The 16016-nt window shown below is 70.4% G+C and carries 13 protein-coding genes; 5 read left to right on the top strand and 8 right to left on the bottom strand.

Annotated features, from left to right (window positions below; all coding sequences use genetic code 11):
• Positions 1–81: 81 nt before the first annotated feature.
• Positions 82–522: a hypothetical protein gene (locus ACX114_RS00450; RefSeq protein WP_459293595.1), complete on the bottom strand. Its 441-nt coding sequence runs from the start codon at positions 520–522 to the stop codon at positions 82–84.
• Between the two features lie 270 nt (positions 523–792).
• Between ACX114_RS00450 and ACX114_RS00445 the strand changes: the two genes are divergently transcribed.
• Both ACX114_RS00445 and ACX114_RS00440 read left to right on the top strand, forming a co-directional pair.
• The gene (locus ACX114_RS00445; protein ID WP_459293594.1) at positions 793–2532 is read left to right on the top strand and encodes a PilZ domain-containing protein; all 1740 of its coding nucleotides are present in this window, start codon (positions 793–795) and stop codon (positions 2530–2532) included.
• Positions 2529–3275, top strand: a complete 747-nt coding sequence (locus ACX114_RS00440) for a hypothetical protein (protein ID WP_459293593.1) — start codon at positions 2529–2531, stop codon at positions 3273–3275. Before ACX114_RS00445 ends, ACX114_RS00440 begins: the two co-directional genes overlap by 4 nt.
• Before the next feature lie 6 nt (positions 3276–3281).
• Here the strand turns inward: ACX114_RS00440 and ACX114_RS00435 are convergent, their stop codons facing one another.
• From ACX114_RS00435 to ACX114_RS00425, 3 genes are all read right to left on the bottom strand, one after another.
• On the bottom strand, positions 3282–4517 hold the full coding sequence (locus ACX114_RS00435; RefSeq protein ID WP_459293592.1) for an AAA family ATPase: 1236 nt from the start codon (positions 4515–4517) through the stop codon (positions 3282–3284).
• 179 nt (positions 4518–4696) lie between these two features.
• Positions 4697–5221, bottom strand: coding sequence for a GNAT family N-acetyltransferase (locus tag ACX114_RS00430; protein ID WP_459293590.1), 525 nt, complete (start codon positions 5219–5221; stop codon positions 4697–4699).
• Between the two features lie 875 nt (positions 5222–6096).
• A complete protein-coding gene (locus ACX114_RS00425) occupies positions 6097–8058 on the bottom strand; it encodes a DUF4091 domain-containing protein (RefSeq protein ID WP_459293588.1) in 1962 nt (653 codons plus the stop codon).
• A 132-nt stretch (positions 8059–8190) separates the two neighbouring features.
• Between ACX114_RS00425 and ACX114_RS00420 the strand changes: the two genes are divergently transcribed.
• Positions 8191–8727, top strand: coding sequence for a DUF7919 family protein (locus ACX114_RS00420; RefSeq protein WP_459293586.1), 537 nt, complete (start codon positions 8191–8193; stop codon positions 8725–8727).
• On the opposite strand, the gene ACX114_RS00415 is transcribed toward ACX114_RS00420, so the two are convergent.
• A complete protein-coding gene (locus tag ACX114_RS00415; RefSeq protein ID WP_459293584.1) occupies positions 8708–9952 on the bottom strand; it encodes a phospholipase D-like domain-containing protein in 1245 nt (414 codons plus the stop codon). The two genes, ACX114_RS00420 and ACX114_RS00415, sit on opposite strands and share 20 nt — an antisense overlap.
• A 210-nt stretch (positions 9953–10162) precedes the next feature.
• Here ACX114_RS00415 and ACX114_RS00410 point away from each other — a divergent pair, with 210 nt between their 5' ends.
• Both ACX114_RS00410 and ACX114_RS00405 read left to right on the top strand, forming a co-directional pair.
• On the top strand, positions 10163–10945 hold the full coding sequence (locus ACX114_RS00410; protein WP_459293582.1) for a hypothetical protein: 783 nt from the start codon (positions 10163–10165) through the stop codon (positions 10943–10945).
• A 166-nt stretch (positions 10946–11111) separates the two neighbouring features.
• Positions 11112–11285: a hypothetical protein gene (locus ACX114_RS00405; protein ID WP_014392946.1), complete on the top strand. Its 174-nt coding sequence runs from the start codon at positions 11112–11114 to the stop codon at positions 11283–11285.
• Positions 11286–11372: 87 nt separating this feature from the next.
• On the opposite strand, the gene ACX114_RS00400 is transcribed toward ACX114_RS00405, so the two are convergent.
• From ACX114_RS00400 to ACX114_RS00390, 3 genes are all read right to left on the bottom strand, one after another.
• Positions 11373–12599, bottom strand: coding sequence for an ABC transporter permease (locus ACX114_RS00400; protein WP_459293580.1), 1227 nt, complete (start codon positions 12597–12599; stop codon positions 11373–11375).
• Between the two features lie 21 nt (positions 12600–12620).
• Positions 12621–13847, bottom strand: a complete 1227-nt coding sequence (locus tag ACX114_RS00395) for an ABC transporter permease (protein ID WP_459293578.1) — start codon at positions 13845–13847, stop codon at positions 12621–12623.
• A 152-nt stretch (positions 13848–13999) separates the two neighbouring features.
• Positions 14000–16015 carry a lysyl oxidase family protein gene (locus ACX114_RS00390; RefSeq protein ID WP_459293576.1) on the bottom strand — a complete coding sequence of 672 codons (2016 nt, stop codon included), beginning with the start codon at positions 16013–16015 and terminating at the stop codon, positions 14000–14002.
• Between the last annotated feature and the right edge of the window lies 1 nt (position 16016).

The following is a 16016-nucleotide window of genomic DNA, read 5'->3' as shown; positions in this document are numbered from 1 at the left end:
CGGAAGCAATGGATCTCCCCATGTTGCTGTGTCGCAAACCCGACCGATGCGTGGGTGCGCGAACGTGCGCGCCGCGCTTCGTCAGGCCTGGGAGAGCATCCGCTGGTGCCGCTCCGACAGCGCGGAGGGGTCCGTGAGGGCGCGCAGCTCCGCGATGGCGGTGGCGTCCTCGGTGTCCGGGTTGAGGCCGAGCGAGATGGCCTCCAGGTACAGCTCCAGCGACAGCAGGAAGCGCGAGTCGGCGGTGAGCGGGTCGCCCTGCTCGCGCATCAGCTCGCCGTCCTCGCGCACCAGCTTCGCGAGCATCCGCACGCGAGAGGCGGTGCCGAGCAGGCGCGAGGTGGACTCGGCGTCCGCGAGAGTGAGTGCGCCGTACTCCATGCCCAGCACGGTGAGGGCGGTGTCGCGGATGTGGTTGCGTGCGTCCCCGTACCGCTTCTCCTTCCGGGCCTTGAGGATGCTGGCGATGGCGGCGGCGAACTGCTCGGCGGCGCGCTCGATGAAGTCCTTGCGGAGGGACATGGGCCCCACAGGGTAAGCCCGACCTGGGGCGCACGCACCTTTCCCACCGTGACGGCACCCCCCTGTCACATGAAACCCGTGAGGTTCCACGTGGTTTCACCGTCAGGTGAGACAACGAGAAAGCCGCGGACCGCACCGCCGGTGTTCGTGTCCCCCCGGGATTCGATGACCAACCGGGTGGCCCGGTTCCGTATCCATTTCGAGCGCGGATCCACGGCGGTCCCGGGTGATTCGCGCACCCCCCGACGTCATTCATCTGGAGAGTTCACCGTGGGAGCGCCTTTCGCTCGCGCACAGCTGCGTCCGTTGTCCGAGGCACCGGTCCTGGAATGGGAGATCCGGTGGGACATCACCGACTCCGAGCGCATCCGCATCATCCTCGCCACCGCCGCCGCGCTGGGCTCGGCCGCATTGCTGCGACGGGGAGACATGGCGTCGCCGCTGCGGCTGGAGACGCTGGAGGGGGAAGGCGGAGTCCTCCACTGGTCCGGGCTGACGGTGGATCCAGGCGCGGACGCCTGGGAGGTGGAGGTGTTTGGCCATGGCTGCGTCTACCGGATGCTCCTGTCCGGAGAGACAGCGGAGCCGGGGACGTGGGTGACGCCGCTGCCCCGTCAGTTGATCCAGGTGCGCCGCCGGGCGCATCGGCGTGCTCCCGCGCCCGCGGACCTGCGCTTGCGTCTGCCGCTGCCGGGATGGCTGGGCCGGGAGCGCGACGCGGTGGATGTGTCCCTGCATGGGATGGCGCTGCGGTTGGGGACCGGAGAACGCCTCTCGCCGGGCCGGGTGCTCCAGCCCATCGAGCTGCGCACGGCGACGGGTGAGGTCGTGTCTCTGCGCGGAGAGGTGCGCCATGTGTCGGACCGCGCCGATGGGGAGCTCCAGTGCGGGCTCCAGGTGACGCCGCTGTCCGTCGAGGATGGCGAGCGATGGCAGGCGCTGGTCGCTCGGGCCCTTCATCCGACGACCTGTGTCGATGGCGCGCGGGCGGAGGAGCAGTGGCGGCTGTTCATCGACTCCGGCTACTTCAACCTGGCCGGCCGGTCCGCGGAGGACTTCGAGTCGCGGCGGCGGAGCTTCATCGAGCTGGGCCGCCAGGCCGGTTCGATGGGCTCGGTCCTCACCGAGGTGGTGTGGCCTTCCGAGCGCGGCGTGGAGGCGACCCTCTCCGCGATGAAGCCCTACCGCTCCGTGTGGATGGTGCACCAGTTGGCGCGGCGCCAGGACGCCACGCGGTTCGAGCGCCTCAGGGGCCAGATGCTGCGTGAGCTGTACGTGCACTGCGTGGAGCACGCGCAGCGGGACAGCGGGTTCCGATGGTTCGCGGCGTACATCGAATCGACCGTGCCCTTCACGTACCGCTCGCACGTCGGCTTCGCCGACCGCATGGCGGCGACGGGCCGGACGCTGATGCTGCCAATGCGAATGATTGACGTCGAGTGTGGCCATCCCCCTGCCCCGCCGCTGGCGGGTCTGGAGTTGGGCCCCGCGACGGAGGCGGAGCGGCGGCTGCTGGTGGAGCGGATCGCCCTCACCCGGCCCGCCTGCTACGCCGAGGCGTTGGACCTGCGCCTGGAGACGCTGGACCTGCGGGACGTGACGCGGACCTGGCAGTCGGTGGGCCTGGAGCGCGAGCGGCACCTGCTGGTCGCTCGCGAGGGCGCGAAGCCGGTGGCGGTGGCCGTTTTGGAGTCGGGGCCTCCCGGTACCAATCCCTTCGGGCTGCTGGACTCCGTGCGGGTGTTCGCGCTGTCGCCGCGTGCGCGGCAGGCCTATCCGGCGCTGATGGATGGGGCTCGCCGCTGGTTCGCGGACCGGGGCCGCGACGTCTTCACCTTCCTGGCCGAAGAGGCTGGTGACGTGGAGGCCTCGGGCCTGCACGACCCGGCGCCCGACGCGAAGCCGTACCTGTGGCTCATCCCCGCCGAGCTCGCTCCCGAATTCCTGGAGCACATCCACGAGCAGACGGCTCCCCGTCCGCTCTCCCATCCCCAGAAGGAGCTGTCATGACCCTCATCCAGACCCACTACCTGCCGCACACGAAGGAAACCCGCGCCCGCCTGGACACGGACGCCGTCGTGCGCACGCTCCTGTCGCCGGACATCACGCCGGACCTGATGGCGCGCTTCCTCATCGAGTGGTCCGCCCGGGGCGCGTACATGACCGAGCCGGTGGACGGGTGGATCCGCGGCGCCGGTGAGCGCTGCATCGCGCTGGGCCAGGAGAAGGTGGGCCGGCAGCTCATCACCCACGCGAAGCACGAGGCCGGCCATCACCTGATGACCATTCAGGACGCGCGCGTGCTGACGGCGCAGTGGAACGCGAGCCACGCACAGCCACTGGACGCGGATGCGCTGGTCGCACAGGCGCCCACGGCCGCCATGCGCGAGTACCGGCAGGTGCACGACGAGGCCATCACCGGTGACCTGCCGCTGGGTCAGGCCGCCATCGAGTACGAGGTGGGCTACCTGGCGGTGGTGCTGGTGCCGCGCATCCTGGCGCGCGTGCGTGAGGTGCTGGGACAGGGGACGCTGGACACGCTCACCTTCCTGCGCGAGCACGCGGAGGTGGACGTGGGCCACACCGCGCTCAACGAGCGGATGATGGAGGGGCTCCTGAGCACCCATCCCGAGGAGGGCCGGCGGCTGGCGTCGTTCGGTTCGCGCGGGCTGGACTGCTACCTGCGCTTCCTGGACGACTGCATGGAGGCGGCGCGCCGGAGCGTGGGCGGCGTCACGGCGGCGGCCGCCTGAGGGGACTCACGGGGCCGTGTGGCTCCGTGACTTCCAGTACTCGCGCTGCGCGGGCACGGAGATGAGCTCACGCTCCGGATAGCGCAGCGCGGTCAGCTTGCCTCCGAACACACAGCCCGTGTCCACGCAGACGGTGTTGTTCACCCATTCGGATTCCGGCACGGGAGTGTGGCCGTACACGACCGTGGCCTGTCCGCTGTACCGCGCCGCCCAGTCGGCTCGCACCGGCAGGCCGTAGGCGTCCGCTTCTCCCGTCGTCTCTCCGTAGAGGGCGAAGTCGCGCACCTCCGGGGTGTCCCGGCCGTGCATGGGTTCCTTCAGGCCCGCGTGCGCCACCACCAGGCGGCCGTCGTCCAGGACGTAGTGCGTAGGTCCGGCCTCAATGAAATCCGCCACTTCTTGGACGAAAGCTGGAGGCTCGCGCTCCAGTTGCTCCAGCGTCATCGCGAGCCCGCGCCCCACTCGCACGTCCTTGCCACGCAGCTTCTTGAGCAACTTGATTTCATGGTTGCCCGGCACGAATAGCGCCCTGCCCGCATACCCCATCCCCATCACCAGCTTCAGTACCTCCACTACTCCTGGCCCTCGGTCAACCAGGTCGCCCAGGAACACCACCATGCGTCCTTCGTTGCCCCCCACCTCGAAGCCCTCGTTGTAGCGCAGATAGCCCAGGCGCGGCCCGATGACGTAGCCCAGCTTCGTCAGCAGAGCCTTGAGTTCGTCGAAGCACCCGTGGACGTCTCCAATGATGTCAAAGGGTCCGTGCTCGTACTGACGATGGCAGCGCAGTGGCTGATGCTCGAAGGCCACCGCGCCCACCGTCTCCGGCGTGAGCACGTGCACGTGCCGGATGCCTTCCTTGGTCAGCCCCTTCAGCGCGTTCTGGAGCTGCTGCACCTGGTTGCGCAGGGCCTTGGGACTGGCCGACCCGGAGCGCGTGCGGTTGCGCTCCAGACAGAGCGCCTCCGGCGTGTCCATGGCCACCGCGACCAGGGCGACGTGGTGCTCGCGCGCCAGGGTCACGTAGTGCCGGCGGGACTCGGCGCTGAGCGGGACTCCGTCGATGACGGTGAGCGTGCCCTTCGTGAGCCTTCGGGCCACTTCGTCGTGGAGCTTCGTTTCGTTGCCCGTGCCGGGCAGCACGTCCTCTGGGAGGAAGTGCGCGTTCGCGAGGGTGGACTTGCCGGAGCCGGAGGGGCCCAGGAGCAGCACGAGCGACTGCTCGGGAATGGGAATCATCATGATTTGAACACCGGGGTGTGGGTCGGCGTGCCGACCGGCGCCCCTTCCGGGGCAGGGCGCACGCCACGACTCCAGCGCGCGATCCCTTCCGGTGCCCGGGTCACGCGAGCGTTCGCGGACCCTCCGGCGTCAGACGGGATGCGCTCTCCACGGATGAACGCGTTCCCGCCTGACATGCGTCACTTCAGGGGCAGCAGGTACGCCTCCAGGAACACGTCCGGGAGGCGGTCCATGTCGCCTTCCGGCGCACGCTGGTAGCCACGGCGCTGGTACATGCGCGCGACGCCCTCCGCGCCCCGGCGCACGTGGAGGGAGATGGCGTCCACGCCCCAGCGCTTCGCCAGGACCTCCGCCTCCGCCAGCAGCGGCTGGGCCAGGCCCTGGCCGTGGTAGCGCACCGAGGTGGCCAGGGCGCGCAGGTCCGCCGTGCGGGGCAGCCAGGCCTCCGTGCCGGGTGCGCCGGGCGGGTACAGGGCCACCGTGCCCACGACCTCTCCGTCCACTTCCGCCACCATGATGGTGCACACCTTGCGCCTGGCGGCGACGTCGCGCAGGAACGCCTTGCGCTCCTCGGAGTAGACGACCTCCGGCAGCTTCTTCGCGTACTGCGTGACGTAGGCGTCCACCAACAGGTCGCCAATCGCCTTGTCGTCCTCGGGCCGCGCCTCGCGGATGACAGCTCGCTTCACCACGTCCGTGCTCATGCGCCGCCCTCTAGCATGACGCCCCGGAGCCCGCGCGGCGCTTCCGGGCAGGCAGCCAGCGTTGTACCTCCCTCGTCCGACATGGGTCCGACCCGGCGACCAGGCCCCAGAGTCCGGGACGCGGCGCTCCAAAACCTGTCCGACTGTCGGACAGGTTTCCGCTGCCGGCTGGACCGGGAGCCCCCGAGCCGTGGGCGTCCCAAACCTGTCCGACTGTCGGACAAGTTCGCGCGGAGTGCCTCCGGCAGGGCAGGCCTGGGGCCGGGACGCGGTTTTCCAAAAACCTGTCCGACTGTCGGACAGGTTCGCGCGTTGTCCCTCCGGCAGGGCGGGGACGAGAGGTCGGGCCGCGACGCTCCAAACTTGTCCGACTGTCGGACAAGTTCATCTGGAGTGCCTCCAGCAGGGCGGGCCCTGAGCCGGGCGACGGTCTTCCGAAACCTGTCCGACTGTCGGACTGTCGGACAGGTTCATCTGGAGTGCCTCCAGCAGGGCGGGCCCTGAGCCGGGCGACGGTCTTCCGAAACCTGTCCGACTGTCGGACTGTCGGACAGGTTCATCTGGAGTGCCTCCAGCAGGGCGGGCCCTGAGCCGGGCGACGGTCTTCCGAAACCTGTCCGACTGTCGGACTGTCGGACAGGTTCATCTGGAGTGCCTCCAGCAGGGCGGGCCCGGGAGCCTGGGCCGCAGCGCTTCAAAACCGGTCCGACTGTCGGACAAGTTCGCGCGAAGGGCCTCCAACTCGAAGGGGCCAAGGGGTCCGGGCGACGGTCTTCCGAAACCTGTCCAACTGTCGGGCAGGTTCGTGCGTTGGGCCTCCGGCAGGGGCCTCCACCCTGGCGCGTTGCGGCAGGCGCGCTTGTCCTGCCCTGCGCCTACCTCTTCCGGGCGGGCACGGTCACGCGAGCGTGACGACGACGCATGCCTCCGAGCGCCCAGGCCGCGAAGAGCAGGCCTCCAGCGACCGCCGCCGTTCCGCCTCCGCCCGTGGTGCAGCCTCCTGCTTCGGCGTCATCAAGCGCGTCCGGCGTCACGTCGGACGGTGAGCCGGGTGAGCCCTTCGAGGGGCCTCCCGCGGCTTCGTCCGGCAGGGGCTCCGTGCCTCCGTCCGCCGGCGTGCCTGCGTCCGGCGGCTGCGTTCCCGCGTCCGGCGTTTGGGTCGCGGTCAGCTCCTCGTAACGCTGGATGAGCTTCAGCCTTGCCGCGTCGAAGGCGGCTCCGTCGTCCGTCACTCGCGACGCGGCGGGGATCAGGTCCCGGGCCACCTTGCGCGCGAAGCCCGGGTCTCCCGCGTCACTCACCGCCTTGAGCCACTCGTAGTCCTGCATGCCCTGGCGGATGAGCTTGAGCCGCAGCGATGCCACCGGCACGTCCGTCTTGCCGCCGATGGCCTCCGGCGTGCCCGGGTAGAAGAGCGTCCCGTCCCCGTTGCCGTTGAAGCGGTACTGGTCCGTCCATGCCGTGGAGAGCATGCCGACCGACTGGTAGTAGAGCTCGCCCGTCGCTCCCTGCAGGAACGTCACCCACTCCATCGCGCGCGCCTTCGCCGCCGACCGGTCCAGCATGTACGACGGCCAGCCCGCGCCCGGCTTGTTCTCCGGCGCGTTGGTTCCATACGCACAGCCGTGGCTCATGCAGCTCTGATACATCCACAACGCCGTTCCCGGACGCTCCAGGAAGTGCGTGTACGTCCCCCGCTGATCGCCCCGGAAGTTCGCGTCCGTGCCGTCCAGGTGGTTCACCAGCGGCACCGCCAGGTCCACCGCGTCCTCCAGGTTGTTGGCCTTCAGTTCGCGCGAGTTCGTCGTCAGCATCGTGCGCAGCCCGGGCGCTGCCTGGCGCACCAACTCTCCCGTCTTGTGCACCTGCGCGAAGGGCGTGCCGTAGGGCGGCTCGTCTCCCAGTTGCACGTAGGCCCGGTCCAGCCAGCCCTTCGCCTTCATGTGCGCCGTGAAGTCCTTCAGGTTCGCCGCGTCGAGCGGACCCACGTACTCCAGGCTCGTCATCCTCGCGCCCTGCAACCGGTTGGGCGCCGTGCCCTCCAGGTACGGTCCCCATGTCGCGTCGAAGCTGCTCCACTCCGGCGGCCACGGCTTGCGTGGGAAGAGGCTGGAGAGCGTGAAGCGGTGCTCCAATGCCATGCGCTGGTAGCGCGCGAGCAGCGGCTGCAGTTCCTCCGGCGTGCAGTCCTCGCGGCCCGTGTGCGCGCGGCACACGTGCGGCGGCCAGAGCAGGAACGCGGAGGACAGCGAGGACGTGCTCGGCAGTTCCGCGTCCACCACCGTCAGCCTGGCCGTCACCTGCCGCTGGAAGCCTCCGTCCGCCTCCACCGTCACCGTGCCCGTGTAGTCCCCGGGCGGCGCGTCCTTCGGCACGTGCACGTCCACCCAGAGCGCCCGTGCCTCCTTCGCCGGCACGTCGAAGGGGAAGGCGCTTCGCGTCTCACCGGCGATTTCATCCGTGTCCGGCACCAGCCCGTCCGGCCATGCGCCCACGGACTCGCCCGCCACCGACGCCTGCTTCGTGGTGACCAGCGCCTGGCGGTACAGCGTCACGTCCGGCCCCGTCAGCGTCGTGGAGCCCGGGCCCTCCAGCGCGGGCAGCTTCGCGCGCACGCCCTTCAGGCCCGTGTCGCCGCCTTGCAGCGCGACCTGGAAGGAGACGAACTCGTTGCGCGCGGCGGTGAGCCGCACCTCGGTGGCGCTCCGGGCGGCGGTCCCCGGCCGCACCTTCACCATCATCCCCTCGCCCCACACGGCGGGCCCGGCCGCGTACACCGGCAGGGCCACGGTCAGCGACAACAGGGCGGCGGCACGGAACGGTCGAATCACAGGCATGAAGAGACCAACGCGACCCGGCCCTGCCTGCCTTCCCGCACCGGGCGCCCCTGTCAGCCTGTCAGGCAGCCGGACAGAAGCCGGGCGCTGGCTTGCTCCCACGCCGAGCCCGGTGAGACGCTTTCCGGCCTCATGGCCTGGTTCGAAGACCTCACCCCGTGTTCCGACCCCGGCGAGGGCGGCAAGCCCGTGCTCGCGGTCGGGTGGATCGACCACCTGCACCCGTATCCGCGCGGCCACGCGTCACGGCGCTTCGTGATGCGGCTGGTGGAGCTGCTGGAGGACCCGTGGCAGCCCCGGCGTTCGCTCGGGTGGCACGCCTGCGGCCTGTGCCGGTTCACGGAGGGGCCCCGCACCTTCGAGCTGGAAGAGGGCCCTCGCGTGAAGCTGGGCACCAGCAACCTGTTCATCCCCGCGTATGACCGGCTCTACATCGCCCCGTCGATGATGGTGCACTCCGTGGATGCGCACGGCTACGCGCCACCGGACGAGTTCGTGAAGGCGGTGCTGGTGTGCCCGCCCATGCGCTCCCCCGCGTACCTGGCCGCGCTGCGCGACGTGGCGCCGCCGTGGCTTTTGGAAGCGGGTCCCCTGCCCCGGATGTCCGCGGGCGCCCGGCTGAGGGCCCGTTCGCGCCGCACGCGCCGGCTCATAGGAAGTCGCCGATGAACCACGGCAACTGCTCGCCCAGCTTCTGAAGCAGGCCTCGCTGCTTCCAGCCGTGCCAGTGGACCTCCGCCGAGTGCGTGAGGTCCGCCTCGAAGGACTTCGCCAGCTCCTCCGCCAGCACCGGGTCCTCCACCATCACCGAGCCTTCGTCGGTGTGGCTGAGCGCCAGCGGATCCAGGTTGGTGGAGCCCACGACGCTCAGCACGTCGTCCGCGACCAGCGTCTTGGAGTGCATCATCGAGATCTCGTACTCGTAGATGCGCACGCCGGCCTCCAGGAGCCGGGCGTAGGACGCCCGCTGCGCGTTGAGCACGGGCCTCACGTCGTGGTAGCGGCCCGGCACCAGCACCCGCACGTCCACGCCCTCACGCGCCTTGAGGATGAGCATGTCGCTGATGGCCTCCGACGGGATGAAGTACGAGTTGGCGATCCACAGCCGGTGCTTCGCGGACGCGATGGACAGCAGCCACATCTTCGTGGCTTCCGACAGGAAGCGGTGCCCCGTGCTGGCGACGAAGAGGGCCCGCGCGTTGCCCGCGGGCGCGAGCTCCGGGAAGGACTCCGGGGGCAGGAAGGGGCCGCCGGACTCCTGCCAGTTCTGCGCGAAGGCGAGCTGCATGCCTCGCACGACAGGGCCTCGCACGCGCACGTTGGTGTCGCGCCAGGTCTCCGCCGCGTCGCCGCTGCCCAGCCAGCTTCGCCAGATGCCGAAGCCGCCGGTCAGCGCGACCTCGCCGTCGCGGATGACCATCTTGCGGTGCATGCGCGCGCGGATCCGCACCGCGTCCAGCGACGTCACCGCGCCCTGGTAGGGCCGGTAGATGCGCACGTCGCAGCCGGCGTCCGCGAGCACCGGGGCCACGACCTCGAAGTTCACGCTGCCCAGCGGATCCACGATGACCCGGCACTGCACGCCAGGAGCCCGCTCGCGCAGCGCGATGAGCAACCGGTCCGACGGGATGCCCGGACGCCAGATGTAGCTGGCGATGTGGATGCTGGAGCGGGCGGCGCGGATCTCCTCCTCGATGACGTCGAAGACCTGGCCGTTCTGCACCAACTCCACGCCGTTTCCGGGCTCCATCGGGATGCCCATCGTCTGCTCGATGGCGAGGTCCCGCTCCGCCGGGTCCTCCGGCAGCGCGCGCAGGCGCAGGTCCTGTCGGTGGTTCGGGTAGGGACACCCCGCGGCGAGCAGGGCGAGCAGGATGGGCCAGACCAGCCGCACGGTCCGGAAGCTAGGGCAGCCCCTGCCCTTCCGCATCCGCCGTGTGTCCCGGAGTCGAGGAAGCGCGTGGATGGACAGCGACACCGTCCACCCGCCGACGCTTGAGCCCCACGGCACGAGAGGCCGGTGGTGCTGGACGCGCCGCGTGCGCACTGCTGGGTGCGGACACCGGGTGCACGGGAGGACGGACACGGCATGGGGCGACGGGGGATGGCGGCAACGCGCGGGGCGCTCCTGTCAGGGGTCCTGCTGGGGGCACCGGCCGCGTCCGCCTCGGTGTGGATGCAGGAGGTGCCTGCCTCGGGGGATGTTTCACCCGCGCCTCAAGAGGAACAGACGCCCGCGTCACCCGAGCCTGAACCTCCACCACCGCCGCTGAAGCCCACCGTGCTGGATGCGCCGCTCCTGGACGCGGATCCTCCGCCTCCCGCCGTGCCGCCTCGCCCGCTGCGGCCCTTCATTCCGCACGGCGAGCCCTACACGGAGGCCCCTCTGTCCGCCGGTACCTGGGCCGCGCATGGCGGCGTCACGCTGCTGCCCCTGGGCACCGTCTGGGCCGCGACTCGCGTGGGCGGTGACACGCGCCTGGGCGCCACCGCCGCGGAGGCCGCCGCGGGCACCGTGCTCGCGTCGCTTCCGGGACGCTTCCTCTTCGTGCATCCCTCCTATCCACAAGGACGGTGGATGGAATTGGAAGTGGGCGCGTTCGGCGCCGCCATGGTCGTCACGCCGCCCGTCGCCGCGCTCGGCACGTGGGGCATGGGCGAGATTGCCTTCGGCGACAGCCAGGATCGCGGCCACGCGTACCTGGGCGCGCTCGGCGGCGCGACCGTGGGAATGCTGCTGGGCCTCGCCGCGCATGAAGGCCTGCGCCACCTGGCCGGCTCCAGCGAACGGTTGAGCTTCCTGCGCGAATACCTCGCGTACTCGCTCATCGGCAGCGGCGCGACGGTGGGCTACCAGTGGAGCCGTACCCCCACTCCCAGGCATTGACGCATCGTTTCGCCGCATCGGTGTTTCAAATTTCTTCCCGCATGCGGCGCCTTGGCGCCCCGCCCTCCGCGCGTGCGCGCGTGCCTGCAATCTCGACAGTGGCGTTGTCAGCCCCGCTCCCTAGAGTGCTCCGTGCAGCGCCAACACATCGCAGGGAGACGACACCATGCAGGCTCGCAAGAACGTCCGTCGCATCGCCTTCGTCCTCGCCGCCGCCGCCACCGTGATGGGCCTGGGCATCGCCGCCACGCCGTCCTCCGCCGACGCGCAGGACTGCACGCCCACGTGTTTCAAGAACCCCATCACCGGGCAGATCACCTGTACGTACCCCTGCCCGTAGTTCCGGGCCGGCCACGACCGTGATGAAAAAAGGCCCCACCCGCTTCATGCCGGGTCGGGGCCTTCTTCATGCGCGAATGAGCACTTGCTACTCCGTGCGCATCGCCTCCACGGGGTCCAGCTTCGCCGCGCGCGCCGCCGGGTAGATGCCGAACGCCAGGCCCACCCCGCAGCTCATCACCAGCGACACGATGACGGACCACATGGGGACCTCCGTGGGCAGGTTGATCATCCACCGCGCCAGGTGCGCCAGGCCCACGCCCAGCGCCACGCCCACCGCGCCGCCCACCAGCGACAGCACCACGGCCTCCAGCGCGAACTGCGCGAGGATGCGGTAGCGCTTGGCCCCCAGCGCCTTGCGGATGCCAATCTCCCGCGTCCGCTCGGTCACGGCGACCAGCATGATGTTCAGGATGCCGATGCCGCCCACCAGCAGCGACAGGATGCACACGCCGAAGCTGGCCGCGGACACCGCCGCGGAGAGGCTGTTGAACATCTGCGTGGCGGACGCATTGTTGTAGAGGAAGAAGTCGTCCGGTTCGTCCGGCTTGAGCGCGTGGCGGCGGCGCATGAGCAGCGTCACCTCGTCCTGGGCCCGCTGGAGCACCTCCGGGGACTTCGCCTGGATGCTGATGCGGAAGTCGCGCACGCCGAACATGGACGCGAAGGTGGACAGCGGAATCATGGCCTGGTTGTCCTGGCTGCCGCCGCCCAGGAACCCGCCCCGGCGCTTGAGCGTGCCCACCACCTGGAAGGTGCGGCCCAGGAGGCGGAACTCGCGGTTCAGGGGGTCCAGTCCGGGCCACAGCGTGTCCGCCAGGTCCTGGCCAATCACCGCCACGCGCCGGCCGTCCACGAACTCCGCGTCCGTGAAGGGCCGCCCCGTGGCGAGGCTCACCGAGTTGGTGTTGAAGTACTCCGCCGTGCCGGCCCAGACGTTCACGTTGGGGCGCGACTCGCGGTCGGCGGTGGAGGCCTTCTGGCCGCCCTTGGAGTCCTCGCCGGCGGCCTGCGAGATGGAGGGCTGCGTGCGGATGGCGTCCAGGTCCGCGTAGGTGAAGCGCGGCCGGCGCGCGAGCTCCGCGATGGACAGCTCACCCTGGCCAAAGGGCAGCCGCTGCACCTGGAAGCAGTCGCTGCCCAGCTCCGACATCTGGTCGTTCACCTGGTTCCTGAGGCCCTCGATGAGGGCCATCATGGACACCACGGTGGTGACACCGATGACGATGCCCAGCAGCGTGAGGAAGGAGCGCAGGGGGTTGGAGCGGAACGTGCCGAACGCCAGCCGCACCGTGTCCCAGAAAGCCATCCACATGGTCAGGTCTCCCGCTCGCGCCTAGTCGTGGCGGAGCGCTTCCACGGGGTCCAGGTTCGCGGCGCGCGCCGCCGGCCAGATGCCGAACAGCAGGCCCACCACCGCGGAGAAGCCCACGCCCAGCACCACCGTCATGGGCTGCACCGCCGCCGCCAGGGGCGTGAGGTAGTTCACCAGCCACGCGAGCCCCATGCCCACCGCGGTGCCCATGGCGCCGCCCACCGCGGACACGCTGGCCGCCTCCATGAGGAACTGGAGGATGATGGTGTGCTTGCGAGCGCCCAGCGCCCGCCGCACGCCAATCTCGCGGGTCCGCTCGCGCACGGACACCAGCATGATGTTCATGATGCCGATGCCGCCCACGAGCAGGGTGATGAGCCCGACGCCGGTGGCCGCGCCGTAGAGCGCGCCGGTGAGCTGCGCGTACATGTTGGCCAACTGGTCCGGCCGGTTGATGGCGAAGTCGTCCGGCGCGCCGGGCTTGGTGTTGCGCTCGCGGCGCAGCGTCTCCGTGAGGCGGTCCTGCACGCGGGGGACGTTCTCCTGCTGGTCCACCGCGAGCACCAGGGTCACGTCACGCTGGGTGCCGAAGTGCCCCTGGAACGCGGTGTACGGCAGCATCACCACCAGGTCCACGTTCTGCCCCAGCAGCGTGCCGCGCTCCACGATGACGCCCGCGATGCGGTAGGGGCGGCGGTCCACGAGGATGCGGTGGCCCACGGGGTTGATGCCCGGGAAGAGCACCTTGCCGATCTCCGCGCCAATCACCACGACGGCGGAGCGGTTGTCCACGTCCGCCTGCGTGAGGAAGCGCCCCTGCGCCATCTCCACGGAGGACGTCATCGCGTAGTCGGGGCTGGTGCCCATGGTCTGCACGGAGGCGAGCTTCCGGCTCTGGAAGGACACCTCCGCGTTGACGAACATCATGGGGGCCACGGCGATGACGTGCTCGGAGGCGCCGCGAATGGGCTCCACCAGGTCCAGCGAGAGCTTCTTGCGGTTGCGGTACGCCCACCAGTCCCCGTTCATCACCCAGGGGAACTTGGACACCTGCAACGTATTGGAGCCGATCTTGCTGAGCTGGTCCGCGAAGGAGCTGTTCAGCCCCTGGATGATGCCGACGATGGCCAGCAGGGTGCACACGCCCACGCCGATGCCCACCGTGGTGAGCACCGTCCGCAGCCGGTTGGAGCGCAGCGAGGTCAGCGCGATGCGCGCGCCCTCCCACACGTCGACCCGGAAGTTCACGAAACCACCCCTTCACGCTGGAAGCCGCGCGGCCTGGCGCACACCGGGAGGGTCCCCGGCGGACGGGCCGCGTCAGGCACTCTACGCCCAGGAGGGCCGCCCATTGCACGCGGCCTTCACCGGACGGCGTTTCACAGCGGGATTTTCCCGTTTCAGGGCAGCACGGTCACCGTGTCACCGGTCAGGCGCACCTTGACGGTGACCTCGTTGGGCAGCGTGTCGGCCTCGTCCACGATGTGGTTCTCGTCCACGCCCACGCGCACGGTGTACTCGCCGTCCGGGGTGTCCGTGACGTCCAGCCACTGGCAGGGCAGGTCCGCGGTGTAGACGTCCGACCAGCCAGGCGAGATGCCCGTGCCCGGGTCGTACACGGAGAACGGGGTGCCGTCCGCGCAGTGCTGGGTGAAGTCAATCATGTAGAAGCCCTGCTTACGCCCCACGGACAGGGAGTTGCCGGACGCGTCCTTCAGGTCGTAGCCGGCGAAGTTCGTCAGGTGGTGGTGGTCGTGGCACTCGTCGTAGACGAAGAGGTCCGGCCGCTCCTCCGGTGATGGCACCACCAGCGGGCCCGTGCCCATGTTCATGATGGAGGTGGTGAAGCGCAGGAGGCGCCGCTCGCCGCCCGCGGGCACGCAGCCCTCGCGCACCTCGCACGCGTCCGCGGTGAAGGCGCGCCGTTCGATGTAGAGCGTGCGCGCGAGGACGTCCCGGTCCACCGTGAGGTCCGGCTTGCCGTTCACCGGATCCACCTGGAGGTCGCACGTCTTCGTGGGCGCCAGCGCGGGCGCGGGCTCCGCCGGGTCCGGCACCGCGCCGCCACCGAACACCATCACCCGGCCCGGGGCGGGCGTGCCGTCGCCTCCCGAGGGCGTGCCGCTGAGTCCCCGGGCCACGCCCACCACCAGGTCGTCATACCCGTCCCCGTCCAGGTCGCCCGCGGAGGCCATGCCCAGGTAGTCGGTGCCCATGGACGTGCGGGGGTCGAGCCGGTTGGCGCGCGGCCACGCCCAGACCGGCTCCAGCGGGCCGGACACGTTCGCGGTGGGGCGGAAGAGATACGCGCGGCCAATGGCGCCAATGGCGAAGTCATGGCCCGTGCCGCCCCCCACCATGGAGCCCACGGGGACGACGGTCTCGCTGAAGGTGAGGAAGGACTGTCCGAAGAGGGGGAAGGCCGCGTCGTCCATGACCTGCCAGGTGATTTCTGGCGCGTAGCCCGGGCCGGCGGCGTCGGACAGGTGCAGGCGCTGGCTGCCGTTCAGGAGCAGGAGCGCCTCCGAGCGGCCGTCTGCGTTCAGGTCGGGCAGCGCGGCGAAGGCCTCGGCCTGGCCGGTCCACACGGGCTGCGCCGTGAGCGGCCCTTCACAGGCGCGAGCGCCGCCCGCCTTGCACCCCAGGTAGAGGTCCACCGTGGCGTCGGGGTGGGTCACGGCCAGGTCCTGGACCCCGTCCCCGTCGGCGTCGCCCGCGGGGACGGGGACGCCGGTCAGCGTGCGCACGGCGGTGAAGGCCCCCTCCGGTGCGCCCGGCGTCGCCCGGTACACGGTGAGGTTCCTGGTGGGCGTGGTGGAGACGGTGAGCTCATCCCTCCCGTCCCCGTCCAGGTCCAGCAGCTGCGCGCCGCTGAAGCGCAGGGTGGCGGAGTCCGGCGCGCGGAACACCGGCTGCGTCAGCACCTGGGACAGGTCCGGCCCGCCCTTGAACACGCTGACGCCGAAGGAGGTGGCGACGAGCACGTCCGCGTACGCGTCCCCGTCGATGTCGCCCGTGCTCACCGTCATCTTGTAGCTGGAGGAGAGGGGGCTGGGGTGCACCCACGTCATCGTGGTGGCGACCGGTGTCGTCGAGAAGTCGCGCGCCTCGCCCGCGTACACCATCACGCGGCCCGGGTCCCGCTGGAAGCTCGCGCAGGGCGCGGATGACACCAGCAGGTCCTTGCGCCCGTCGCCGTTGACGTCGCCCAGCGCCACCGTGCGACCGAAGCACTCGCGGGGGTTCGCGCCATCGCCGGTCACCTGCCAGCGCGGCGTTTCGGAGAGGGTGGAACCGGTGGAGGTGCCACCGTCATCCGCTGTGCCCGCATCCGGCTGGGGCTTCGGATCATCCTTGCAGCCCGTCAGGGCCAGGAGCCCCACCACCGCGCAGGCCCGCGCGTATCGCATCCGCATC

The organism is Corallococcus sp. M7, assembly GCF_054512695.1.
Note: the sequence above shows the minus strand (reverse complement) of the source record. Positions and strands in the feature narration are given on the sequence as shown.

Excerpts from the sequence above, each read along its gene's own strand:
- ACX114_RS00425 (WP_459293588.1), bottom strand. The coding sequence starts at position 8,058 with ATGCCTGTGATTCGACCGTTCCGTGCCGCCGCCCTGTTGTCGCTGACC.
- ACX114_RS00390 (WP_459293576.1), bottom strand. The coding sequence starts at position 16,015 with ATGCGGATGCGATACGCGCGGGCCTGCGCGGTGGTGGGGCTCCTGGCC.
- ACX114_RS00405 (WP_014392946.1), top strand. The coding sequence starts at position 11,112 with ATGCAGGCTCGCAAGAACGTCCGTCGCATCGCCTTCGTCCTCGCCGCC.
- ACX114_RS00430 (WP_459293590.1), bottom strand. The coding sequence starts at position 5,221 with ATGAGCACGGACGTGGTGAAGCGAGCTGTCATCCGCGAGGCGCGGCCC.
- ACX114_RS00410 (WP_459293582.1), top strand. The coding sequence starts at position 10,163 with ATGGCGGCAACGCGCGGGGCGCTCCTGTCAGGGGTCCTGCTGGGGGCA.
- ACX114_RS00435 (WP_459293592.1), bottom strand. The coding sequence starts at position 4,517 with ATGATGATTCCCATTCCCGAGCAGTCGCTCGTGCTGCTCCTGGGCCCC.
- ACX114_RS00440 (WP_459293593.1), top strand. The coding sequence starts at position 2,529 with ATGACCCTCATCCAGACCCACTACCTGCCGCACACGAAGGAAACCCGC.
- ACX114_RS00420 (WP_459293586.1), top strand. The coding sequence starts at position 8,191 with ATGGCCTGGTTCGAAGACCTCACCCCGTGTTCCGACCCCGGCGAGGGC.
- ACX114_RS00450 (WP_459293595.1), bottom strand. The coding sequence starts at position 522 with ATGTCCCTCCGCAAGGACTTCATCGAGCGCGCCGCCGAGCAGTTCGCC.
- ACX114_RS00400 (WP_459293580.1), bottom strand. The coding sequence starts at position 12,599 with ATGTGGATGGCTTTCTGGGACACGGTGCGGCTGGCGTTCGGCACGTTC.